Source organism: Pseudomonas sp. Tof1, from assembly GCF_055390395.1.
Genome location: NZ_AP024344.1, coordinates 1,825,436 through 1,849,256, shown reverse-complemented (window position 1 = coordinate 1,849,256; position 23,821 = coordinate 1,825,436). Strand labels below are relative to the sequence as shown.

The 23,821-nt window shown below is 63.6% G+C and carries 23 protein-coding genes and 2 pseudogenes; all 25 read right to left on the bottom strand.

The genetic code is table 11. The features are described from left to right. Window positions 1-49: 49 nt before the first annotated feature. On the bottom strand, window positions 50-442 hold the full coding sequence (locus ACZ5KU_RS08580; RefSeq protein WP_054060529.1) for a DUF2802 domain-containing protein: 393 nt from the start codon (window positions 440-442) through the stop codon (window positions 50-52). Then, a complete protein-coding gene (locus ACZ5KU_RS08575; protein ID WP_010449884.1) occupies window positions 443-925 on the bottom strand; it encodes a chemotaxis protein CheW in 483 nt (160 codons plus the stop codon). A gap of 79 nt (window positions 926-1,004) precedes the next feature. After that, window positions 1,005-1,877, bottom strand: a complete 873-nt coding sequence (locus ACZ5KU_RS08570; protein WP_464737024.1) for a CheW domain-containing protein — start codon at window positions 1,875-1,877, stop codon at window positions 1,005-1,007. Between the two features lie 69 nt (window positions 1,878-1,946). After that, complete coding sequence (locus tag ACZ5KU_RS08565; protein ID WP_054061402.1) at window positions 1,947-2,735, bottom strand: ParA family protein; 789 nt, start codon at window positions 2,733-2,735, stop codon at window positions 1,947-1,949. A gap of 52 nt (window positions 2,736-2,787) precedes the next feature. Next, a complete protein-coding gene (gene motD / locus ACZ5KU_RS08560; RefSeq protein ID WP_054061401.1) occupies window positions 2,788-3,675 on the bottom strand; it encodes a flagellar motor protein MotD in 888 nt (295 codons plus the stop codon). 10 nt (window positions 3,676-3,685) lie between these two features. After that, on the bottom strand, window positions 3,686-4,426 hold the full coding sequence (locus ACZ5KU_RS08555) for a flagellar motor protein (RefSeq protein ID WP_054061400.1): 741 nt from the start codon (window positions 4,424-4,426) through the stop codon (window positions 3,686-3,688). Further along, a complete protein-coding gene (locus tag ACZ5KU_RS08550; RefSeq protein ID WP_054064089.1) occupies window positions 4,426-5,568 on the bottom strand; it encodes a protein-glutamate methylesterase/protein-glutamine glutaminase in 1,143 nt (380 codons plus the stop codon). The genes ACZ5KU_RS08555 and ACZ5KU_RS08550 overlap by 1 nt, the downstream gene beginning before the upstream one ends. Window positions 5,569-5,620: 52 nt before the next feature. Further along, window positions 5,621-7,936, bottom strand: a complete 2,316-nt coding sequence (locus ACZ5KU_RS08545) for a chemotaxis protein CheA (RefSeq protein WP_464737023.1) — start codon at window positions 7,934-7,936, stop codon at window positions 5,621-5,623. A gap of 14 nt (window positions 7,937-7,950) precedes the next feature. Next, window positions 7,951-8,739 carry a protein phosphatase CheZ gene (locus ACZ5KU_RS08540; RefSeq protein ID WP_054061318.1) on the bottom strand — a complete coding sequence of 263 codons (789 nt, stop codon included), beginning with the start codon at window positions 8,737-8,739 and terminating at the stop codon, window positions 7,951-7,953. Window positions 8,740-8,761: 22 nt separating this feature from the next. Beyond that, window positions 8,762-9,133 carry a chemotaxis response regulator CheY gene (locus ACZ5KU_RS08535; RefSeq protein WP_003183998.1) on the bottom strand — a complete coding sequence of 124 codons (372 nt, stop codon included), beginning with the start codon at window positions 9,131-9,133 and terminating at the stop codon, window positions 8,762-8,764. 191 nt (window positions 9,134-9,324) lie between these two features. Next, on the bottom strand, window positions 9,325-10,065 hold the full coding sequence (gene fliA / locus ACZ5KU_RS08530) for an RNA polymerase sigma factor FliA (RefSeq protein WP_054064087.1): 741 nt from the start codon (window positions 10,063-10,065) through the stop codon (window positions 9,325-9,327). Continuing rightward, the gene (fleN, locus tag ACZ5KU_RS08525) at window positions 10,062-10,895 is read right to left on the bottom strand and encodes a flagellar synthesis regulator FleN (protein WP_017902274.1); all 834 of its coding nucleotides are present in this window, start codon (window positions 10,893-10,895) and stop codon (window positions 10,062-10,064) included. Before fleN ends, fliA begins: the two co-directional genes overlap by 4 nt. Before the next feature lie 121 nt (window positions 10,896-11,016). Beyond that, window positions 11,017-12,345: a flagellar biosynthesis protein FlhF gene (flhF, locus tag ACZ5KU_RS08520; protein WP_054061320.1), complete on the bottom strand. Its 1,329-nt coding sequence runs from the start codon at window positions 12,343-12,345 to the stop codon at window positions 11,017-11,019. A gap of 11 nt (window positions 12,346-12,356) precedes the next feature. Further along, entirely contained in the window at window positions 12,357-14,486 is a 2,130-nt protein-coding gene (flhA, locus tag ACZ5KU_RS08515; protein WP_054061321.1) for a flagellar biosynthesis protein FlhA, read from the bottom strand. A 128-nt stretch (window positions 14,487-14,614) separates the two neighbouring features. Beyond that, complete coding sequence (gene flhB, locus ACZ5KU_RS08510) at window positions 14,615-15,754, bottom strand: flagellar biosynthesis protein FlhB (protein ID WP_054061322.1); 1,140 nt, start codon at window positions 15,752-15,754, stop codon at window positions 14,615-14,617. Window positions 15,755-15,756: 2 nt separating this feature from the next. Continuing rightward, the gene (gene fliR, locus ACZ5KU_RS08505) at window positions 15,757-16,539 is read right to left on the bottom strand and encodes a flagellar biosynthetic protein FliR (RefSeq protein WP_054061323.1); all 783 of its coding nucleotides are present in this window, start codon (window positions 16,537-16,539) and stop codon (window positions 15,757-15,759) included. A gap of 1 nt (window position 16,540) precedes the next feature. After that, a complete protein-coding gene (gene fliQ / locus ACZ5KU_RS08500) occupies window positions 16,541-16,810 on the bottom strand; it encodes a flagellar biosynthesis protein FliQ (RefSeq protein WP_054061324.1) in 270 nt (89 codons plus the stop codon). A 20-nt stretch (window positions 16,811-16,830) separates the two neighbouring features. Then, entirely contained in the window at window positions 16,831-17,583 is a 753-nt protein-coding gene (gene fliP / locus ACZ5KU_RS08495; RefSeq protein ID WP_054061325.1) for a flagellar type III secretion system pore protein FliP, read from the bottom strand. After that, a pseudogene (gene fliO / locus ACZ5KU_RS08490) lies at window positions 17,583-18,016 on the bottom strand (flagellar biosynthetic protein FliO). The gene fliP and the pseudogene fliO overlap by 1 nt, the downstream one beginning before the upstream one ends. Next, the gene (gene fliN, locus ACZ5KU_RS08485; RefSeq protein ID WP_054061282.1) at window positions 18,017-18,475 is read right to left on the bottom strand and encodes a flagellar motor switch protein FliN; all 459 of its coding nucleotides are present in this window, start codon (window positions 18,473-18,475) and stop codon (window positions 18,017-18,019) included. It abuts the pseudogene before it with no gap. 54 nt (window positions 18,476-18,529) lie between these two features. Beyond that, complete coding sequence (gene fliM, locus ACZ5KU_RS08480; protein ID WP_054061283.1) at window positions 18,530-19,498, bottom strand: flagellar motor switch protein FliM; 969 nt, start codon at window positions 19,496-19,498, stop codon at window positions 18,530-18,532. Window positions 19,499-19,507: 9 nt separating this feature from the next. Beyond that, window positions 19,508-20,020, bottom strand: a complete 513-nt coding sequence (gene fliL / locus ACZ5KU_RS08475; protein WP_054061284.1) for a flagellar basal body-associated protein FliL — start codon at window positions 20,018-20,020, stop codon at window positions 19,508-19,510. Between the two features lie 202 nt (window positions 20,021-20,222). Then, on the bottom strand, window positions 20,223-21,635 hold the full coding sequence (locus tag ACZ5KU_RS08470) for a flagellar hook-length control protein FliK (RefSeq protein WP_464737022.1): 1,413 nt from the start codon (window positions 21,633-21,635) through the stop codon (window positions 20,223-20,225). 87 nt (window positions 21,636-21,722) lie between these two features. Continuing rightward, window positions 21,723-22,082 carry an Hpt domain-containing protein gene (locus ACZ5KU_RS08465; protein ID WP_081006041.1) on the bottom strand — a complete coding sequence of 120 codons (360 nt, stop codon included), beginning with the start codon at window positions 22,080-22,082 and terminating at the stop codon, window positions 21,723-21,725. Window positions 22,083-22,125: 43 nt separating this feature from the next. Beyond that, window positions 22,126-23,817 (bottom strand): annotated as a pseudogene (locus tag ACZ5KU_RS08460) (ATP-binding SpoIIE family protein phosphatase); the annotation flags it as partial. Window positions 23,818-23,821: the final 4 nt, after the last annotated feature.

Genomic DNA, 23,821 nt, shown 5'->3' with positions numbered 1-23,821 from the left:
TGAACCCTGCCCTATCCGCCAGCCGACCACGGACGGAGCTGCGTCCGGCTCAACTGCGATGCAGCTTGCTCATCAGCTCGGCTTCGGCCTGGGTCAGCCCACAGGCCTGGGTCAGTTCATCGACGCTGGCCCCCATGCCGACCAGCCGGGCGGCCTGGGCGAAGGACAGGGTCGAGGGATCGCGCTGTTCCAGTTGGGCCAGCTTGTCCGGCAGGGGCGCGACCACCGCACGCAACTCGTGCAGATCCTCGCCCATGCGCACCGTGCCGTTCTGAAAGTTGTCGACCCGACGGGCCAGTTCCTTGATGCGCTGGTCTCGCAACGCATCACCCTCGGCCTGCTGTGCGGCAATCTTCTGCTGATTGCGCACGTGGATCAGGAACATCACCACTGTCCCGATCCACAACAGGACCAGGAGGATGACTACGACCTCAAGAATCAATCAGATGCTCTCCAGCTCGGACCATTCTTCTTCAGTCATCATCTTGTCCAGCTCGACCAGGATCAGCAGTTCGCCGTTCTTGTTGCAGACGCCCTGGATGAACTTGGCCGACTCTTCGTTGCCGACGTTCGGTGCGGTCTCGACTTCCGACTGACGCAGGTAGACCACTTCCGCCACGCTGTCGACCATGATCCCGACCACCTGCTTGTCAGCCTCGATGATGACGATACGGGTGTTGTCGTTGACCTCGGTCGGCATCAGGCCGAAACGCTGGCGGGTGTCGATCACGGTGACGACGTTGCCGCGCAGGTTGATGATCCCCAGCACGTAGCTTGGCGCACCCGGTACCGGGGCGATTTCGGTATAGCGCAGGACTTCCTGGACCCGCATCACGTTGATGCCGTAGGACTCATTGTCCAGCTTGAACGTCACCCACTGCAGGATTGGATCATCGGAACCCTGTGAAGACGCTGACTTATTCATACCCCTGCCCCTCGATTACCGTTGATACGGTGTGTGTGCTGTCTGACGCCCTGGCGCACTGGTCGCCCTGGGCTGTTGTTTATGTCGGCTTGTTCAACTGCATTTGCTTGACGGCACCGCTGGCGATCAACTCGGCCAGCTCGGAGACGTCGAGCAACGCACACATGTGTTCGATGACCGTGCCAGCCAGCCACGGCCGCTGCCCACGCTGGGTGCGCCATTTGATCTCGTTGGGGTCCAGGCGCAGCGAACGGCTGACCTGATGCACCGCCAGCCCCCACTCATAGCCCTGAACCGAAATAACGTATTGCAGCCCCTGGCGGAAGTCGTCGCGATAGCGATCGGGCATCACCCAGCGGGCGGTATCCAGCACCTTCAGGTTACCGGCCTGGCTCGGCAGTATGCCGAGGAACCATTCCGGTTGCCCGAACAGTGGCGTCAGCTCCTGGCCGGCCAGGGAATAGATCGACCCGAGGCAGACCAGCGGCACCGCCAGGGTCAGCCCGGCGACGTCGAACAACAGGCATTCGAACGGCTCCGCCGCCCAATACGGACGCGAATCGCCCGCCACCGGCGGCGGTGGCGTGTGCTCGGCGGGAGGCAGATGCACCTCGACCACCGGCTCCACCAGCACCGGCGCGACCGGCTCGACCACCGGCACCTCGGCCCGGGCCACTGGCACGTCGACCTTGGCCAGCGGCGCCGACGCCACCGCCAGCGCCTGGGCGGCCAGGGCATCGCGGGCCTGTTCCTCCAGCACCGCGGCCTGGAATTCATCCAGCTCGCTGACCGGCTCGGGTTCGACCGGCAGCGGGATCTCGACTGCCGGCTCGACCGCCAGCTCCACCGGCAGTTCTTCGGTCGCCTCCTGGAGCAAGGCGTCCAGATAGGACTGCAGCGCCAGTTGCGGACGGGTAGTGATATCGACGGGACGGATCATCTGAATGCCCATGGAAATGTCCCGCTACAGTGTCCTGTAGGAGTTATCGGCTGAAACGGCAGGTGACTTGAGTGCAACACGTCAGGCCACCTGCGGTACGAGCTGCTGGGCCAGCAGATGCTTGAGCAAGGCACGGTAGGCCAGCACGCCCCGGCTCTTGCCGTCGAACTGCGAGGGCGTGACCCCTGCCCGGCTGGCATCGCGCAGGCGTGTGTCGACCGGTATGTAGCCTTGCCAGATCGCCTCGGGAAACTTGTCGCGCAGTACCCGCAAGGTGCCCATGGAGGCCTGGGTACGCCGGTCGAACAGGGTCGGCACGATGGTGAACGGCAAGGCCTGGCGGCGCGATCGGTTGATCATCGCCAGGGTGTTGACCATGCGCTCCAGGCCTTTCACCGCCAGGTGTTCGGTCTGGACCGGCACCACCAGCTGCTGGCTGGCCGCCAATGCATTGACCATCAGCACGCCCAGCAGCGGCGGGCTGTCGATCACCGCGTAGTCGAAGTCCTGCCACAGTTGCGCCAGACTCTTGGCGATCACCAGGCCAAGGCCGCTCTGGCCCGGCGACAGGCGCTCGAGGGTCGCCAGCGCGGTGCTGGACGGCAGCAGGGAAATCCGTTCGTCACTGGTGGACAGCAGCAACTGGCCCGGCAGGCCCTCGGGCACCTGGCCCTTGTGCTGGAACAGGTCGAAGTTGCTGTGCTCCAGAGTGTCCGGATCGTAGCCGAAGTAGCTGGTCATCGACCCGTGCGGGTCGAGGTCGACGACGACCACACGCTTGCCCGCCTCGGCCAGCAGCCCGGCCAGAGCGATGGAGGAAGTGGTCTTACCGACGCCACCTTTTTGATTGGCTACTGCCCAGACTCTCATTCAGTGTGTTCCTCCCGGCCAAACCCCAGGCCCGCCGAGAAATAGCGCCAAGTTATAGAGCAGGTGCCGGAGAATTGACGGAGCTCTCGCGTACCGCTTGCTTTACCGCTGGCGGTGCAGTTTGTGTGCCAGCCCGCTTCAATGCCGCATCGGGTGTTGCATTGGCGGTGCCGGTACCGGTCAGGCTGCGTCGCACGTCGAGGTTGCGCGACACCACCAGTACCACCCGGCGATTGCGCGCGCGCCCTTCGGCCGTGGCGTTGTTGGCCACCGGCTGGAACTCGCCATAACCCACCGACGCCATGCGCTGCGGGTTGACCCCCTCCATCGCCATCATCCGCACGATGCTCGACGAACGCGCCGAGGACAGTTCCCAGTTGGTCGGATACTGCGCCGTGCGGATCGGCTGATCATCGGTGAAGCCCTCGACATGGATCGGGTTGTCGAACGGCTTCAGGATTTTCGCCACCTTGGCGATGATGTCGAACGCCTTGTCGCTGGGCAAGGCATCGCCGCTGCCGAACAACAGGCCGGAATTGAGCTCGATCTCCACCCACAGTTCGTTGCCGCGCACAGTCATCTGGTTGGAGCTGATCAGGTCGCCGAACGCCGCGCTGATATCGTCGGCGATGCTCTTGAGCGGGTCCGCCGCGCCCTGCCCCAGGGCCGCGTCGGTCTGCTCGGCATCCTTGATCAGCGGATCGGCCGGCTTGACGGTGACCGGGCGCTCGTTGCCGATGGGGATCGGCTTGATGCTGCGGTCGGCATCGGTGAACACGCCGACCAGCGCCTGGGAAATGATCTTGTACTTGCCTTCGTTGATCGACGAGATCGAATACATGACCACGAAGAACGCGAACAGCAGGGTGATGAAGTCGGCATAGGAGACCAGCCAACGCTCGTGGTTCACATGCTCTTCGTGGTGGCGACGCCTGGCCATGACTACTCCATCAATCCATGAAGCCCTGGAGCTTCAATTCGATGGAGCGCGGGTTCTCGCCTTCGGCAATCGACAGGATGCCTTCGAGCAGCATCTCGCGATAGCGCGACTGGCGTACCGCGATCGACTTCAGCTTGCTGGCGATCGGCAGCAGCACCAGGTTGGCACTGGCCACGCCGTAGATGGTGGCGACGAAGGCCACGGCGATGCCGTTGCCCAACTGCGACGGATCGCTGAGGTTGCCCATGACGTGGATCAGGCCCATCACCGCACCGATGATGCCGATGGTCGGGGCGTAGCCGCCCATGCTTTCGAAGACCTTGGCGGCTTCGATGTCACGGCTTTCCTGGGTGAAAAAATCCACCTCGAGAATGCTGCGGATGGCTTCCGGCTCGGCGCCGTCGACCAGCAGTTGCAGGCCCTTGCGCGAGTAGCTGTCGGGTTCGGTATCGGCCACGCCTTCCAGGCCCAGCAGGCCTTCCTTGCGCGCGGTGAGGCTCCAGTTGACCACCCGGTCGATACCGCCGGCCAGGTCGACCCGGGGCGGGAAAAAGATCCAGCCGAGAATCTGGATGGCACGCTTGAAGGCGCTCATCGGCGACTGCAGCAACGCCGCGCCGATGGTCCCGCCGAGCACGATCAGCGCCGCCGGGCCGTTGGCCAGGGCGCCGATATGACCGCCTTCGAGGAAGTTGCCGCCGATAATGGCGACAAAGGCCATGATGATACCGATGAGGCTCAACACATCCATCAGAGACAGGCCTCGACCAGGTGCTTGCCGATATCGTCCAGGCTGTAGACGGCGTCGGCCAGGTCGGCCTTGACGATCGCCATTGGCATGCCATAGATCACGCAGCTCGCTTCATCCTGGGCCCAGACCGCACTGCCGCCCTGCTTGAGCAGGCGCGCGCCTTCACGACCGTCGGCACCCATGCCGGTCAGCACCACCGCCAGAACCTTGTCGCCATAGGACTTGGCCGCGGAACCGAAGGTGATGTCCACGCAAGGCTTGTAGTTGAGACGCTCGTCGCCCGGCAGGATTTTCACCGCGCCGCGGGCGTCGACCATCATCTGCTTGCCACCTGGCGCCAGCAGGGCCAGGCCCGGACGCAGGATGTCACCATCCTCGGCTTCCTTGACGCTGATCCGGCAGAGCTTGTCCAGGCGCTCGGCAAAGGCCTTGGTGAAGGCGGCCGGCATATGCTGGATCAGCACGATCGGCGCCGGGAAGTTCGCCGGCAATTGCGTCAGCACGCGCTGCAGGGCCACCGGCCCACCCGTCGAGGTACCGATCGCCACCAGCTTGTAGGCCTTGCGCTTGGGCGTGCCGGAAGTGCTGGCGGTGGCGGCCGGTGGCGCGCTGCGGCTGGGCGGCGGCGCATTGCGTACCGGCGCGGGAGCCGGGGCATGGCTGCTGGAGAAACTGCTGGTGGCGGACGGTGCCGGAGCGGCAGCGGGCTGCGGCGCCGGGGCACTGTAGCTGCTGAAACGACGGTTGCTGCGCGAGATGCTGTGAACCTTCTCGCACAGCAGTTGCTTGACCTTCTCGGGGTTGCGCGAGATGTCTTCGAAGTTCTTCGGCAGGAAGTCCACGGCACCGGCATCCAGCGCGTCGAGCGTGACGCGGGCGCCTTCGTGGGTCAGGGAGGAAAACATCAACACCGGAGTCGGGCAGCGCTGCATGATGTGCCGCACTGCCGTGATGCCATCCATCATCGGCATCTCATAGTCCATGGTGATCACATCCGGCTTGAGCGCCAGCGCCTGATCAATCGCTTCTTTACCGTTGGTCGCCGTACCGACGACCTGGATGCTCGTATCCGCCGAAAGGATTTCCGAGACGCGGCGGCGGAAAAAACCCGAGTCATCCACCACCAGGACCTTGACTACCATAAACACTCCGTTAGACACGGCGCAGGACTCATGTCCTGTCGCCGTACCAGAATCAAATACGCCGCGCGGCGTAACGCTTGAGCATGCTCGGCACATCGAGAATCAGCGCGATGCGACCGTCACCGGTGATGGTGGCGCCCGACATGCCCGGGGTTCCCTGCAGCATTTTGCCCAGAGGCTTGATTACCACTTCCTCCTGGCCAACCAATTGATCGACGACAAAGCCGATGCGTTGGGTGCCGACGGAAAGGATCACCACATGGCCCTCGCGCTGCTCTTCATGAACAGCGGAACTGACCAGCCAGCGCTTGAGATAGAACAGCGGCAAGGCCTTGTCGCGCACGATCACCACTTCCTGGCCGTCGACCACGTTGGTGCGCGACAGGTCGAGGTGGAAGATCTCGTTGACGTTGACCAGCGGGAACGCGAAGGCCTGGTTGCCGAGCATGACCATCAGGGTCGGCATGATCGCCAGGGTCAGCGGCACCTTGATGACGATCTTCGAGCCCTTGCCCTTGGTCGAGTAGATATTGATGGTGCCGTTGAGCTGGGCGATCTTGGTCTTCACCACGTCCATGCCGACGCCGCGGCCGGACACGTCGGAGATCTCGGTCTTGGTCGAGAAACCCGGGGCGAAGATCAGGTTGAAGCAGTCGGTCTCGCTCAGGCGATCCGCCGCATCCTTGTCCATCAGGCCCTTCTTCACGGCGATGCTGCGCAGCACGTCGGCATCCATGCCCTTGCCGTCATCGGAGATCGACAGCAGGATGTGGTCGCCTTCCTGTTCGGCCGAAAGCACCACCCGGCCACTGCGCGGCTTGCCCATCGCTTCGCGGTCGGCCGGCTCTTCGATACCGTGGTCGACCGAGTTGCGCACCAGGTGGACCAGCGGGTCGGCCAGTGCCTCGACGAGGTTCTTGTCGAGGTCGGTTTCCTCACCCACCAGTTCCAGGTTGATCTCTTTCTTCAACTGCCGGGCCAGGTCACGGACCAGGCGCGGGAAGCGGCCGAAGACTTTCTTGATCGGCTGCATGCGGGTCTTCATCACCGCGGTCTGCAGGTCGGCGGTCACCACATCGAGGTTGGACACCGCCTTGGACATGGCCTCGTCGCCGCTGTTGAGCCCCAGGCGCACCAGGCGGTTACGCACCAGCACCAGCTCGCCGACCATGTTCATGATCTCGTCCAGGCGCGCGGTGTCGACCCGCACCGTGGTTTCCGCTTCACTGGCAGCCGGCTTGTCGCCTGCGCCCGCGGCGGCTGGTGCCGGGGCACGGGCCGGAGCCGGGGCCGCTGCGGCGGCAGCCGGTGCGGGGGCCGCTTTCGCCGCTGGCGCCGGTGAGGCCGCAGCCGCTGCCGCCGGAGCCTTGGCGGCCGGGGCGGAAGTGGCCGAGGCAGCGGCCGGTGCAGAGACGGCGGCCGGCTTGGCGACGGCCGGCGCGGCGGCACTGGCCGCCACATCGGTGAACTTGCCCTTGCCGTGCAGTTCGTCGAGCAGGGACTCGAACTCCTGATCGGTGATCAGGTCGCTGCCGGAGGCACCGGTCACTTCCGCGGCCTGGGCCGCCGCCGCAGCGGTGTCGATCCCCTCGACCTTGAACGTGCCCTTGCCATGCAACTGATCGAGCAGGGCTTCGAATTCGTCGTCGGTAATGTCGCCGCTGTCAGGCTGCTCACCGGCCGCCTCGGCGGTCGGTGCCTGGGCCGAAGCCGCCACAGCGTCGGGCGCGAACTGGCCCTTGCCATGCAACTGGTCGAGCAGGGACTCGAACTCGGCATCGGTGATTTCATCGCTCTCGGCCTCGCCTTCGCTGGCGGCTTGTGGCGCATCGGCCTTGCCACCGTCGAGGGAGTCGAGCAACTGTTCGAATTCATTGTCGGTGATGTCACCGGACGGGCTTTCGGCGACCGCTTCGGCCACCGGTTCCGGCTCGGCTGCCGCGACCTCGGCCACGGGCTCCGGCGCCGGTTCGGCACCGGCGGGTTCCGCCAGGCGCGACAGGGCCGCCAGCAGCTCCGGGGTCGCTGGAGTGATCGGGCTGCGCTCGCGCACCTGGCCGAACATGCCGTTGACCGCATCGAGCGCTTCCAGGACCACGTCCATCAGCTCGGCGTCGACGCGACGCTCACCCTTGCGCAGGATGTCGAACACGTTCTCGGCGATGTGACAGCACTCCACCAGCTCGTTGAGCTGAAGGAAGCCGGCGCCCCCTTTTACAGTGTGAAAACCGCGAAAGATGGCATTGAGCAGGTCCGCATCGTCCGGCCGGCTTTCCAGCTCGACCAGTTGTTCGGACAGTTGCTCAAGAATCTCGCCGGCCTCAACCAGGAAATCCTGAAGGATCTCTTCATCGGCGCCGAAGCTCATGTGTATGGGTGCTCCTAGAATCCAAGGCTGGAAAGCAAATCGTCGACATCGTCCTGGCCGGACACAACGTCTTCACGTTTATCGGCATGAATCTGCGGACCTTCACCCTTTGCCATTTGTTTTTGTGGATCTTTTTGCGCAAGGATCGCTTCACGGTCATGTTCGATGCCGGCAAAGCGATCCACATGGCTGGCCATCAGCACCAGCTTGAGCAGGTTGCTCTCGACCTCGGTGACCATCTGCGTGACGCGCTTGATCACCTGGCCGGTCAGATCCTGATAATCCTGGGCCAGCAGGATGTCGTTGAGCTCGCTCGAAACCGCCTGGGTTTCCTGCTCGCTGCGCGTCAGAAAACTGTCGACCCGGCGGGCCAACGCACGGAATTCCTCGGCACCGACCTCGCGCCGCATGAACCGCCCCCAGTCGGCGCTCAGCGCCTTGGCCTCGTCATTCAGGCCATTGATCCGCGGGGTCGCGCTCTCCACCAGATCCATGGTGCGGTTGGCCGCAGCCTCGGTCAGCCTGACCACATAGGACAGGCGCTCGGTGGCATCGGTGATCTGCGAGACTTCCTCGGCTTGCGGCATGGTGGGATCGATCTGGAAATTGACGATCGCACTGTGCAGCTCGCGGGTCAGCTTGCCGACTTCCAGATACAAGCCGCGGTCACGGGCCTGGTTCAGCTCATGGATCATTTGCACGGCGTCGCCGAAGCGGCCTTTTTCAAGGCTTTCGACCAGCTCACGAGCATGTTTTTTCAGGGTCGATTCAAAATCGCCCAGAGAGGATTCGTAGTGCTCCATAGCGCCCCCGTGGCGGACTTCATCAACCGATGCGTTCGAAGATCTTCTCGATCTTCTCTTTCAACGCCTGGGCAGTGAATGGTTTGACCACATAGCCGTTCACACCGGCCTGTGCGGCCTCGATGATCTGCTCGCGCTTGGCCTCGGCCGTTACCATCAGGACCGGCAGGTGCTTGAGCTTCTCGTCGGCACGCACGTGGCGCAGCAGATCGATGCCGGTCATGCCGGGCATGTTCCAGTCGGTGACCAGAAAGTCGATGCTGCCACTGTTCAGCACCGGAATGGCGGTAGTACCGTCATCGGCCTCGACAGTGTTGGTGAACCCGAGATCACGCAACAGGTTCTTGATGATCCGCCGCATCGTTGAAAAGTCATCAACAATGAGGATTTTCATGTTCTTGTTCAATTCGACCTCCAAGCAGTCTTAAACGCGTTTCAGCACCTGGACGCGCTGTTAAATCAATTCGGCACAACACTCGACAAGGCTCTGTACCCTACTGCATGGAAACCACAACCGGCCGAGCCGCCGATACACCGTCACACGCTGCATCGGTCTCGTTCGCAGTGTCCCCACACACTGCCCCGTCAACGCGCTCGCCACTCTCCCAAACGCCCCCGCAAACGGGCTGCGCACTGGCTATGCAACTGGCTGACCCGTGATTCGCTGACCCCCAGGACCTCACCGATTTCCTTGAGGTTCAGCTCCTCGTCGTAGTACAGCGACAACACCAGCCGCTCACGCTCCGGCAAATTGGCGATCGCGTCCGCCAGTGCGGCCTGGAAGCGTTCATCCTCCAGATCGCGCGACGGTTCGAGATGAGCACTCGCGCCATCCTCATGCAACCCTTCATGTTCGCCGTCCTGCAACAGGTCGTCGAAACTGAACAGGCGGCTGCCCAAGGTATCATTCAAAATCCCGTAATAATCATCGAGACTCAACTGGAGTTCGGCTGCAACTTCATGATCTTTAGCGTCGCGACCGGTTTTCGCTTCAATTGCGCGGATTGCGTCACTGACCATGCGGGTGTTGCGGTGTACCGAACGGGGTGCCCAGTCGCCCTTGCGCACCTCGTCGAGCATCGCGCCACGAATGCGGATACCGGCATAGGTCTCGAAACTCGCGCCCTTGCCCGAGTCGTACTTGGTCGAAACCTCGAGCAGGCCGATCATCCCGGCCTGGATCAGGTCCTCGACCTGAACACTGGCCGGCAGCCGTGCCAGCAGGTGATAGGCGATGCGCTTGACCAGCGGCGCGTATCGCTCGATCAATTCATACTGGCTGTCACGCGAAGACTTGGAATACATGCGATAGCCACTTGCAGTCATAGCACCGGTCCCGCACTCGTTTGAAGTACCAGACGTTCGACGAAGAACTCCAGGTGCCCCCGCGGGTTGGCGGGCAACGGCCAGGTGTCGACCTTCTGCGCGATGGCCTTGAACGCCAGGGCACATTTCGAACGTGGGAAGGCTTCGTAGACCGCACGCTGCTTCTGCACGGCCTTGCGAACGCATTCGTCGTAGGGAACGGCGCCGACGTATTGTAGGGCCACGTCAAGGAAGCGGTCCGTGACCTTGGTCAACTTGGCGAACAGGTTGCGCCCTTCCTGCGGGCTCTGGGCCATGTTGGCCAGCACCCGGAAACGATTCATGCCGTAGTCGCGGTTGAGCAGCTTGATCAGCGCGTAGGCGTCGGTGATCGAGGTCGGCTCGTCGCAGACCACCAGGAGCACTTCCTGGGCCGCGCGGACAAAACTGACCACCGAGTCACCAATACCCGCAGCGGTGTCGATCACCAGCACGTCGAGATTGTCGCCGATATCGCTGAACGCCTGGATCAGGCCGGCATGCTGGGCCGGATTGAGATTGACCATGCTCTGGGTGCCTGAGGCCGCCGGCACGATACGGATCCCGCCAGGCCCCTGCAGCAGCACATCGCGCAACTCGCAGCGGCCCTCGATCACATCGGCCAGGGTCCGTTTCGGGGTCAGCCCCAGCAGAACGTCGACATTCGCCAGGCCCAGGTCGGCATCCAGCAGCATGACACGCCGGCCAAGCTCAGCCAGCGCCAGGGACAAGTTCACTGACACGTTAGTCTTCCCGACGCCACCCTTGCCGCCGGTCACCGCAATCACCTGTACGGGATGCATGCTACCCATGTTCTCTTCTTACCTTGTCTTGCGTAGACGGAAGGCCACATAACTGGCTGCGCGCTCCCGAGGGAGACTAATGCCTGGCAGACCATCGATGTAGATGCGTTGCAACGTCTTCATGGTTACCTCACCCCACTCGTTTGGAGGGGCTGTGGTAGATGTCAGCGAACATATCGGCCATGGCCTCTTCGCTGGGTTCTTCCTGCATCTGCACACTCACCGCCCGGCTCACCAGCTGGTGACGGCGTGGCAGATGCAGATCGTCCGGGATCCGCGGGCCATCGGTCAGATAGGCCACCGGCAGTTCATGGCTGATGGCCAGGCTCAGCACTTCGCCGAGGCTTGCCGTCTCGTCCAGTTTGGTCAGGATGCAACCGGCCAGGCCACAGCGCTTGTAGCTATGGTAGGCGGCGGTGAGCACCTGCTTCTGGCTGGTGGTGGCCAGGACCAGATAGTTCTTCGCCTTGATCCCGCGACCGGCCAGGCTTTCCAGCTGCATGCGCAAGGCCGGGTCGCTGGCCTGCAGGCCGGCGGTGTCGATCAGCACCACGCGCTTGCGCAGCAGCGGATCGAGGGCCTGTGCCAGGGACTGGCCGGGGTCGACATGGGTCACGGAGACATTGAGAATCCGCCCCAGCGTCTTGAGCTGCTCCTGGGCGCCAATGCGGAAGCTGTCCATGCTTACCAGCGCGATATTCTGTGCGCCGTACTTGAGTACGTAGCGTGCGGCCAGCTTGGCCAGGGTCGTGGTCTTGCCCATGCCGGCCGGGCCGACCATGGCGATCACCCCGCCCTCTTCCAGCGGTTCGATCTCGGGCGTGACGATCATGCGTGCCAGGTGCGCCAGCAGCATGCGCCAGGCCTGGCGTGGGTCCTGGATGTCGGTGATCAGTGCCAGCAGGTCGCGCGACAGCGGCCCGGACAGGCCGATGCGCTGCAGGCGTCGCCACAGGTTGGCCTGCTCCGGCTGGCGCCCCTGCAACTGGTTCCAGGCCAGCGAGCCGAGCTGGACTTCCAGCAGTTCACGCAGGCCGTTGAGCTCCGAGCGCATCGACTCGAAAACCCGCTGGTCCACCGCCGGGGCCGCTGCAGCCGGGGCCGGAGCCGGACGGCGTGGCTCGTCGAAGGTCGGTTCGATCAGCGGCTCCGCCGCGGTCAGCGGCAGGCCGGCGAACAGTTGGCGGTTGGTGCCTGCATCGCTTTCACCTTCGCTGCGCAGGCTCAGTTCGGCCTGGGCGGTGACGATCCGCGACTGGGTCTTGCGCAACTCGTCCTCGAGCTCCATGTTCGGAACCCGTGGGGCCAGGGCCGAGAGCTTGTAGTCGAGCGCAGCCGTCAGCTCGACACCGCCGGCGATCCGGCGGTTGCCGATGATGGCCGCGTCCGAGCCCAATTCGTCACGAACCAGCTTCATGGCCTGACGCATATCGGCGGCGAAAAAACGCTTAACTTGCATAACCCACTACCTCAGCCGTTGGGCCCTACTGTCGCAACGATGGTGACTTGCTTGTTGTCCGGAATTTCCTGGTAAGCCAGCACATGCAGGCTGGGTACCGCCAGGCGTCCGAACCGCGAAAGCATCGCGCGAACCGGACCGGCTACCAGCAGGATCACCGGCTGCCCCTGCATCTCTTGACGCTGGGCGGCCTCAATCAGTGAACGCTGAAGCTTTTCAGCCATGCTCGGTTCGAGCAGAACGCCCTCTTCCGAGCCTTGTCCGGCCTTCTGCAGACTATTGAGCAATATTTGTTCCAACCTGGGTTCCAAGGTGATCACAGGCAGCTCGGAGTCAAGCCCTACAATGCTTTGGACGATTGCGCGGGATAAACCGACACGCACGGCGGCAACCAAAGCGGCAGTATCTTGACTCTTGGAGGCATTGTTGGCGATCGCTTCGGCAATGGTGCGGATATCGCGCACCGGCACGTGTTCGGCGAGCAACGCCTGCAGCACCTTGAGCAGGTGCGACAGGGAAATGATCCCCGGCACCAGTTCCTCGGCCAGTTTCGGCGAGTTCTTGGCCAGCAGTTGCATGAGCTGCTGGACTTCCTCGTGACCGATCAGCTCGCTGGAGTGCTTGTACAGAATCTGGTTGAGGTGGGTCGCGACCACGGTACTGGCATCGACCACGGTGTAGCCCAGCGACTGCGCCTGGGCGCGCTGGCTGATCTCGATCCAGACCGCATCCAGCCCGAAGGCCGGGTCCTTGGCGGTAATCCCGTTGAGCGTGCCATAGACCTGCCCCGGGTTGATCGCCAGTTCGCGCTCGGGATAGATCTCGGCCTCGGCCAGAATCACCCCCATCAGGGTCAGGCGGTAGGCGCTGGGCGCCAGGTCGAGGTTGTCACGAATATGCACGGTGGGCATCAGAAAGCCCAGGTCCTGGGACAGCTTCTTGCGCACGCCCTTGATCCGCGCCAGCAACTGCCCGCCCTGGTTGCGATCCACCAGCGGAATCAGGCGGTAGCCCACTTCCAGGCCGATCATGTCGATCGGGGTCACGTCGTCCCAGCCCAGTTCCTTGGTTTCCATGGCGCGGGCCGGCGACGGCAGCAGTTCCTGCTGGCGCTGGACTTCGGCCAGGGCCTGGGCCTTGGCAACATTCTGTTTTTTCCAGACCAGGTACGCCGCACCACCGGCCAGCAGCGCCAGACTGAGGAAGGAGATGTGCGGCATGCCCGGCACCAGCCCCATGACCGCCATCAGGCCGGCCGCCACGGCCAGGGCCTTGGGCGAAGCGAACATCTGCCGGTTGATCTGCTTGCCCATGTCTTCCGAGCCGGAGGCACGGGTCACCATGATGGCCGCGGCTGTGGATAACAACAGTGATGGCAATTGCGCCACTAAACCGTCACCGATGGTCAGCAGGGCGTAGACCTTGCCGGCGTCGGCGAATGTCATGTTGTGCTGGAAGATGCCGACCGCCATGCCGCCGATCAGGTTGATGAACAGGATCAGCAGGCCGGCGATGGCGTCACCGCGGACGAATTTGCTGGCACCGTCCATCGAACCGTAGAACTCGGCCTCCTGGGCCACTTCCGCACGGCGCGCCTTGGCCTGGGCCTGGTCGATCAGGCCGGCGTTGAGGTCGGCATCGATCGCCATCTGCTTACCGGGCATCGCATCGAGGGTGAAACGCGCGCTCACCTCGGAAATCCGCCCGGCACCCTTGGTGACCACGACGAAGTTGATGATCATCAGGATCGCGAAGACCACGATACCGACCACGTAGTTACCGCCGATCACCACCTCACCGAAAGCCTGGATCACCTTGCCCGCGGCGGCATGGCCTTCCTGGCCATGGAGCATGACCACCCGGGTCGATGCCACGTTCAGCGCCAGGCGCAACAGCGTGGCGACCAGCAGGATGGTCGGGAACACCGCGAAATCCAGCGGCCGCAGCGCATACACGCAGACCAGCAGGACGACGATCGACAGGGCGATGTTGAAGGTGAAGAACACGTCCAGCAGGAAGGCCGGCACCGGCAACATCATCATCGCCAGCATGACCAACAGCAGCAGCGGCACACCCAGGTTGCCCCGACCGAGGCCGGCCAGGTTGCTGCGTGCAGTGTTGATGAGTTGAGTGCGATCCACCGGTATTCCTCGTCACCTTGAAGCAAACTTTTGACGCCTGCGGGCGTCGTGGAGCTGCTTCTGCAAGAAGCTCTCCAACTATGACGAAGACGTTGAAAATGCGGGGGAAAGCAAGACTTGCGGGCCCATCAGGAATCGCGGCGCAACTCCGGCGGAATCGGCAGGTCGTCCTTGAGCGGGTCCGGCCGGCGGCCCTTGCCCGCGCGGAACTGGCGGATCTGGTAGACGTACGCCAGCACCTGCGCCACCGCCAGATACAGCCCCGCCGGAATCTCCTGCTCCAGCTCGGTGGAGTAGTAGATCGAACGGGCCAGGGCCGGTGATTCGAGCAGCATGATGTCGTGTTCGACAGCGATCTCGCGGATCTTCAGGGCAATGAAGTCGTTACCCTTGGCCAACAGGATCGGCGCCCCGCCCTTTTCCGAATCGTACTTGAGCGCGACCGCGTAGTGGGTCGGGTTGGTGATGACCACGTCGGCCTCGGGAATCGCCGCCATCATCCGACGCTGGGACATCTCCCGCTGCAACTGGCGAATCCGCTGCTTGACCTCGGGACGCCCTTCCTGATCCTTGTATTCGTCGCGCACTTCCTGCTTGGTCATCAGCAGCTTCTTGTGGCTTTCCCACAACTGCACCGGCACATCCACCGCAGCGATCAGCAGCAGGCCGAGGGACATCCACAAGGCACTCCAGCCGACCAGTTGCAGGCTGTGGATAATCGCCATTTCCAGCGGCTCATGGGCTATCCGCACCAGATCGTCGATATCCGACGACAGCACCGCCAGCGCCACCAGCAGGACGATGAAGAATTTCGCCAGGGCCTTGAGCAGTTCCACCAGGGCCTTGGTCGAGAACATCCGCTTGAGACCGGCCAGCGGATTCATCCGGCTGAACTTGGGTGCCATGCTGCCGGCGGCGAACAACCAGCCACCCAGGGAAATCGGCCCGACGAAGGCGGCGATCAGCAGAGTCAGCAGCAGCGGCTGCACCGCCAGGATCGCCAGCTTGCCCGACTGCATGAGGAAGATCGCCATGTAGCGCTGGTCGAGCACCACCTCGCGCGACAGGGTGAAGTTCAAGCGCATCAGCTCGGCCATCTGCTGCGCCAGCGTACCGCCGAAGACCAGCAGCCCACCCGCCCCGGCCAGCATCACCGCGAGCGTATTGAGCTCCTTGGAGCGGGCGATCTCACCCTTTTCCCGGGAGTCCTTCTTGCGTTTCTCCGTGGGCTCTTCTGTCTTGTCCTGACCGCTCTCGCTCTCTGCCATGCTCAGCGCGCCCGTGCCAGTTCACGTAAAAACTGCAGGGCCTCGACGACCAGCGGTTGATACTGATTGAGAATATCCCCGAGGCTGACCCAGAGGATCAGCATCCCCAACGCCAGGGTCAACGGGAAGCCGATGGAGAAAATGTTCAGTTGCGGCGCGGCGCGGGTCATGATGCCGAAGGCCACGTTGACCACCAGCAGCGCGGTGATCGCCGGCAGTACCAGCATCAGCGCCGCGGCGAGTACCCAGCCGAGCTTGCCGACGATCGTCCAGAAATCCGTGGTCGCCAGGCCACTGCCCACCGGCAGGGTGGTGAAGCTCTCGGTCAGCACCTCGAACACCACCAGGTGACCGTTCATCCCGAGAAACATCAGGGTCACCAGCATGGTGAAGAACTGCCCGATCACCGCCGTCGAGACACCATTGACCGGGTCGACCATGGAGGCGAAGCCCATGCCCATCTGGATCGCGACGATCTGTCCGGCCACCACGAAGGCCTGGAAGAACAGTTGCAGGGAGAAACCGAGCAAGGCGCCGATGATGATCTGCTCGGCGATCAGCATCAGCCCGCTGAGATCGAGCGGGTGGACTTCGGGCATCGGCGGCAGGCCGGGCGCGATCACCACGGTAATGGCCAGGATGAAATACATCCGGATCCGTCGCGAAACCAGGGTGGTACCGAAGATCGGCATGGTCATCAGCACCGCGCCGACCCGGAACAGCGGCAACATGAAGCTCGCGACCCAGGTGCTGATCTGCGCGTCGGTCAGCGCCAGCAGCGACATGTCAGCCGATGACCTGCGGGATGCTGCCATAGAGCGACTGGATGTACTCCATGAACTTCTGCACCAGCCACGGCCCGGCCACGATCAGGGTAATCAGCATCACCAGCAGGCGCGGCAGGAAACCCAGGGTCTGTTCGTTGATCTGCGTGGCGGCCTGGAACATCGCCACGATCAACCCGACGATCAGGCTCGGCACCACCAGCACCGAAACCATCAGCGTGGTCAGCCAGAGGGCATCACGGAAAATATCAATGGCTACTTCAGGCGTCATGGCGCGCTACCCGTAAATATCTAGACACCACCAAAACTGCTGGCCAGGGTACCGATGATCAGCGCCCAACCATCCACCAGCACGAACAGCATGATCTTGAACGGCAGGGAAATGATCAGCGGCGACAGCATCATCATCCCCATCGCCATCAGCACACTGGCGACCACCAGGTCGATGATCAGGAACGGGATGAAGATCATGAAACCGATCTGGAACGCGGTCTTCAGCTCGGAAGTGACGAAGGCCGGCACGATGATGGTCAGCGGCGCCTGGTCCGGCGAGGCGATGTCGGTGCGCTTGGACAGGCGCATGAACAGCTCCAGGTCACTGCTGCGGGTCTGCGCCAGCATGAAATCCTTGAGCGGCCCCTGGGCCTTGAGCACCGCATCCTGGGCCGTCATCTTCTCGGCGAGATAGGGCTGCAGGGCCTGCTGGTTGACCTTGTCGAACACCGGCGCCATGACGAACAGGGTCAGGAACAGCGCCATGCCGGTGAGGATCTGGTTCGACGGCGTCTGCTGCAGGCCCAGGGCCTGGCGCAGGATCGAGAAGACGATGATGATCCGGGTGAAGCTGGTCATCAGGATGACGAACGCCGGGATGAAGCTCAGCGCCGTCATGATCAGCAGGATCTGCAGGCTGACCGAGTATTCCTGCTGGCCGTTGGCGCCCGTGCCGACGGTGATCGCCGGGATCGACAACGGATCGGCAGCGAACGCCAGCGGCGTGGCCAGCACCAGCGCCAGGGTCAGGATGAAACGCAACGCAACCATCACTTCTTGTCCTTACCCAGCAATTCCATCAGGCGTTGGGCGAACTCCGGGCCGCCGGCTCGCCATTGGGCACCTGGACCGGCTCCTTGAGCACGTGCAACGGGGTGATCGTACCCGGCGTCAGGCCGAGCAGGATCTGCTCCTTGCCGACCTGCACCAGCACCAGCCGGTCACGCGGCCCGAGCGCACGGGAGCCGACGACCTCGATCACCTGCCCCTTGCCCGCCGGCCCCGCCTGCTGCACGCGGCGCACCAGCCAGGCGAGGACGAAGATCACCGCCAGCACCAGCAGCAGGCCCAGCACCAGTTGCGTCAACTGCCCGGCCATCCCGCCACCGACCGTCGACGCAGGGGCCGCTGCCGCCGTGGCCGCGGGCTCGGCGGCCAGCGCAGAGACCGGCAGCCACAGGAGTGCGCCGAGGAACCTGCTCATTCAGCGCAGCTTCTTGATGCGTTCGCTCGGGCTGATCACGTCGGTCAGACGGATACCGAACTTTTCGTTCACCACCACCACTTCACCGTGGGCGATCAGCGTACCGTTGACCAGCACGTCCAGCGGCTCGCCGGCCAGGCGGTCGAGCTCGATCACCGAACCCTGGTTCAACTGCAGCAGGTTGCGGATGTTGATATCGGTGCTGCCGACTTCCATGGAAATCGACACCGGAATGTCCAGGATCACGTCCAGGTTCGGCCCATCGAGGGTGACCGGGTCCTGGCTCCTCGGCATGCTGCCGAACTCTTCCATCGGCAGGCGGTTGGAGCCCGGCGCGGTGGCCGCATCGGCCGCCAGCAGGGCGTCGATATCGGCCTGGCCGGATTCACCGGACTCTTCCAGGGCGGCCGCCCATTCGTCAGCCAGGGCCTGGTCGTTCATATCGTGTTCGTCAGCCATGAGTCATCCTCGGCGGGCAGAAATTCAGTTAACGGTACATGCCTGATCGGGCGCTCAACGGCGCTCGATCGGCGAAATCACTTGCAACGCCAGGTTGCCCTTGTGGGAACCGAGCTTGACCTTGAACGACGGCACGCCGTTGGCGCGCATGATCATGTCCTCGGGCAACTCCACCGGAATCACGTCCCCCGGCTGCATGTGCAGGATGTCCCGCAGGCGCAGCTGACGGCGGGCCACGGTGGCACTGAGCGGCACGGCCACATCCAGCACGTCTTCGCGCAGGGCCTTGACCCAGCGCTCGTCCTGGTCGTCGAGGTCCGACTGGAAGCCGGCGTCGAGCATTTCGCGCACTGGCTCGATCATCGAATACGGCATGGTCACGTGCAGGTCGCCGCCACCGCCGTCGAGTTCGATATGGAACGTGGACACCACCACCGCCTCGCTCGGGCCGACGATGTTGGCCATGGCCGGGTTCACTTCCGAGTTGATGTACTCGAAGTTGACTTCCATGATCGCCTGCCAGGCTTCCTTCAGATCGACGAAGGCCTGCTCCAGCACCATGCGCACCACCCGCAGTTCGGTCGGGGTGAACTCGCGGCCCTCGATCTTGGCGTGACGCCCGTCGCCGCCGAAGAAGTTGTCCACCAGCTTGAACACCAGCTTGGCGTCGAGGATGAACAGCGCAGTGCCGCGCAGCGGCTTGATCTTGACCAGGTTGAGACTGGTCGGCACGTACAGCGAGTGCACGTATTCGCCGAACTTCATCACCTGTACCCCGCCCACCGCCACGTCGGCGGAACGGCGCAGCATGTTGAACATGCTGATACGGGTATAGCGGGCGAAACGCTCGTTGATCATCTCCAGGGTCGGCATGCGTCCACGGACGATGCGATCCTGGCTGGTCAGGTCGTAACTTTTGACGCTGCCGGGGTCGGCAACGTTTTCGGTCTGTACCAGACCGTCGTCGACGCCATGCAAGAGGGCATCGATCTCATCCTGGGACAGCAGGTCCTGCACGGCCATGTCGTGATCCTACTGCAGTACGTAGTTAGTGAAGAGCAACTGTTCGACCACGACCTTGCCCACCTCTTTCTGGGCCACTTCCTGCACGCTGGCAGTGGCCTTCTGGCGCAGCAGTTCCTGACCGACCGGAGTCGCGAGGGTTTCGTAGGTCTGCCCGGAGAACAGCATGACCAGGTTGTTGCGGATCACCGGCATGTGCACTTTGAGGGCATCCAGATCAGCCTGGTTGCGCGCCAGCAGGGTGATGCTCACCTGCATGTAGCGCTGGCGGCCGGTGGCGTCCTTGAAGTTGGCAACGAAGGCCGGCGCCATCGGCTCGTAGATCGCCGGCTGCTTGCCGGCCGGGGCCGCCTCGGCATGCGCCTCCGGTGCGGGCTTGCTCTGGGCACTGTGCATGAAATACCAGGTCGCACCCACGGACAGACCGATGGCCAGCAACAGCGCCACCACGATCACGATAATCAGCTTGAGTTTGCTTTTCCCGCCTGGTTCCTTTACCGCTGCTGCTTCGCTCTTCGCCATGCCAATAATCCGTCACTATTCGGTTTTTCACAGTCGCACGGCTAGGCAGGAGCAAGTGTTATGCCAGAGTTGGCGAAAGAAAGGACGAGAGCGGCACCGGGCGGCAAAGACGCCCGCCCGACCGCTTCCATGAAGGCGTGCAGCTCCCGGCAGGAGCCGGCGGTACGGCACCTGCAAGGACAAGGCGCTGAAAGGCGCGGCCTCAGGCGTAGTAGTCGACCGCGCTGGAGCCCACCACGACGCTGGTGCCGGCCGCCGCCGCTGCGTCACCGACCGCTGCGACGGACAGCTCATCATCGCCACCGTCAACGCGGGTGCCACCGTTGCTGCTGCCCTTCTGGGCCTGCTGTTGCTGCTGTTGCGGGTCCTGCCCCTGGCCGGCCCAGCCACGCGCCTGGTCGGACACGCTGACATCGGTCTGGCCCAGGCCCTGCTGCTGGAGCATCTCGCGCAGACGGAACAGGTTGCCTTCCAGCGCATCACGAACACCGGCATGGCCGCTGATGAAATTGATCTGCGTGGTCTGATCGGCCGCCATGTTGACCTTGATGTCCAGCCGCCCGAGCTCCGCCGGCTCCAGCTGGATATCAGCGGACTTGAGGTTGGCACTCGACAGGTACATGACCCGGTTGACCACTTCCTCGGTCCAGCCGCTCTGGTGCATGGCCAATGGCTGGTTGACCGGCAGGGCATTGGCGGTCTTGGGTACCGCTGCCTGGGTCAAGGCCGCCAGGCGATTGGCGAAATCATCGACCCGGGTGTCGCTGGAAGCGCCTTTCAGATCCTTCAGGCCATCTTCGATCAGGCCCTTGAAGGACTTCTCGCCGCCCTGTTCGGTGGTGCCGGTGTCGGTTTTCTGATCCACCAGCATACCCAGGTTGCCGGCCAGGTTCTGCGCCTGGGTCGGATCCTGGTCGCCGTTGCCGGCGGTCTTGGGGGTGGTCGATTGGCTGGCGGCCGACACGTGACCGCTCTGCTCCATCGCCAGGCGCACGACCGGCAGGTTGTCCAACGGATCGGCGTTCGGGTCGAAGTCGTCGGTGCTCGACGGTGTCGTGGCAGCCTGCGCCGGCGCTGCGGTCACAGCCGCCGCCAGCGGCGCCTCCACCACCGGTTGCGGCTGCACCGGCGCGGGCGGGGTTTGAGCAGCCGGCGGCGTGACGACGGCCTGGATCAACGCCGGATCGACAACCGGGTCCACCGGAGCGGCATCCGCCACCGCGGTGCTGCCGCTGGTGTCCTTGCCGCTGTCGTCGGTGCTCGCCTGGTCATCACTGCCAGCCTGAGCGGTGTCGCTGCCGGTGGCGGTCTTGTCATCGGTCTTGCTGGCAGGCAAGGAATTGCCGCTATCGGCAACCGCCGGCTTTGCCGCATCGTCCTGCTTGCTGGGGATCGCGTCCTTTTTGGCCGGTACCGCGGCACTGCTGTCCCGAGTCGACTTGACCACGCTATCGGCTACTTTGGCCGGTTTGCTCTGGGTGTCCTTGTAGACCTGAGCAAAGCTGGACCCGTTGTCCTTGGGCTGCGCAGCCGGAGTCGGCTGGCTGCTCGCGAGGTCCACCTTGGACTTGGCCGCAGCGTTGGCCTGGAGAAAAGGATTGGGAGCGAGGGGCATAACACAGTCTCCGCTGCACAGGGATCGTGAATTCGATGCAGTGAGTGCAAGCAAGGTTCGGGCCAGCTTACCCGGCAACCGCGCGAACTACTGTTTGACCGGGAATCGCTCGCGCTCGCGCGCATACAGATAGCGCACCTGCTCGTACTCGCGATCGATCTGCCCGAGCAGAGCCTCGACCTCCGGCAACGGCAGCTGCGCCGCCTGCTCTTCCAACTGCCGGCAAAGGTCGGCCAGATGGAACGCGCCCATGTTGCTGCTGCTGCCCTTGAAGCTGTGGGCAACCAGGCCCAGCTCGGTCGGGTTGTCAGCCTGATGCAACTGGCCCAGGCGCTTTTCCGAATCGTCAAGGAAGGTGTCCAGCAGCACCGGATACTCGTCCTCCATGACTTCCTGCAATGCGCTGAGCACATCGTAGTCGAGGTGTTCTTCCTGATTGACGCTCACTGATTCGCTCCCTGATCAACACCCGTGAATTATGCCTGAGGCCCCACGAAAACTCCACGTGGGCACACCGGCCACCCTTCGACCAGCGGGCACTGTGGCCCAGTTGCCGGACCAGCCCGACCCCACGCCCCGACAACCGTTCAACCTCCGGCGGACGCTCCATGACCCGTTCGAAGTCGAAACCGGCACCACTGTCCTCGACCTCGATGGACAGGCGTCCACCCGCCCCCTCCGGACTCACCCGCAGACTGACGCGGACAAACCCCTCGCTCAGGTCGAGCAGACGCTGGTTACGCTGTTCATAGTATTGCGCAAAGCCGCGCACATCGCGCTTGAGGCTGGAGTCCAGGCCCAGCACGCCATGCTCCAGGGCATTGGAATACAGCTCGGCGAGTACGCTGTACAACGCACCGCTGAGGGCCCGCAGCCCATGCACCTCCATCAGCAGTTGCAACAGATAGGGCAAGGGGTTGAAACGCCGCAGCGTCGCGGCGCGGAACTCGAAGTTGACCGACCAGTCCAGCGGACAGGACTCGCCGCTGTCGGAATAGACCACCGCCGTCGGCAACTGCACGCCGATCTCGGGCAGGCCGATCTCGACCAGGCTGATATCGTCGCGGGCCACGCCACCGAACTGCCTGAGCGCCTCCTGCACCTCCTCGAACAGCCGATCCGGATCCCGGTTGCGCTCGAAGACCTGGTGCAGACGCTCCACACCGAACAATTGCTCATCGCCGTTGCAGGTATCGATGACACCGTCCGACAGCAGGATGATCCGGTCCCCCCGGGCCATGGGATAAACCTCGGTGCGGTCGTCGAAGGCCTTGGCCCCCAGCACCCCCAGCGGCAGGTGTCGGGCCTCCAGCGGGCGCCGTTCGCCCGAGGCGACATCGTGCAGATAGCCGTCGGGCATACCGCCGTTCCACACCTCGACCGCCCGTCGCTGCGGGCTCAGGCGCAGAAAGGTGGCGCAGCAGAACATGTCCACCGGCAGGATGCGCTTGAGCTTGGCGTTCATCTCCCGCAGGGTTTCCGCCGGCCCGTAGCCCTTGGCGGTCATGCCATAGAAAACTTCCGCCAGCGGCATCGCGCCGACGGCGGCCGGCAGGCCATGGCCGGTGAAATCGCCGAGCAGGATGTGCATGTCGCCACCCGGCGTGTAGGCCGCCAGCAACAGGTCGCCATTGAACAACGCGTAGGGCGATTGCAGGTAACGGATATTCGGCGCCCGCAGGCAGCCGGAGTGGGCGACCTTGTCGAACACCGCCTTGGCGACCCGCTGCTCGTTGAGCAGGTAGTCATGGTGCCGGGCGATCAGGTCGCGCTGCTGCAACACGGTCGCCTGCAGCCGGCGCAGGCGGTCCATTGCCTTGATCTTGGCGGCCAGGATGATCTGGTTGTAGGGTTTTGCCAGAAAGTCGTCACCGCCCGCCTCCAGACAACGAGCCAGTGCGCTGCTTTCGGTCAGGGAGGTGAGAAAGATGATCGGCACCAGCGACTCGCCGGCCAGCCGCTTGATCCGACGCGCTGCCTCGAAGCCATCCATCACCGGCATCAGGGCGTCCATCAGCACCAGCTGCGGCCGCTGCGCCTGGAACACCTCGACGGCCTCGGCGCCATCACTGGCGGTGAGCACCGTATGCCCCTGACGTCGCACGATGTTCGACAGCAACAAGCGGTCCGCCGCACCATCCTCGGCAATCAGTACCGTCAGCGGCTCCTCGTCGGACTGCATGATC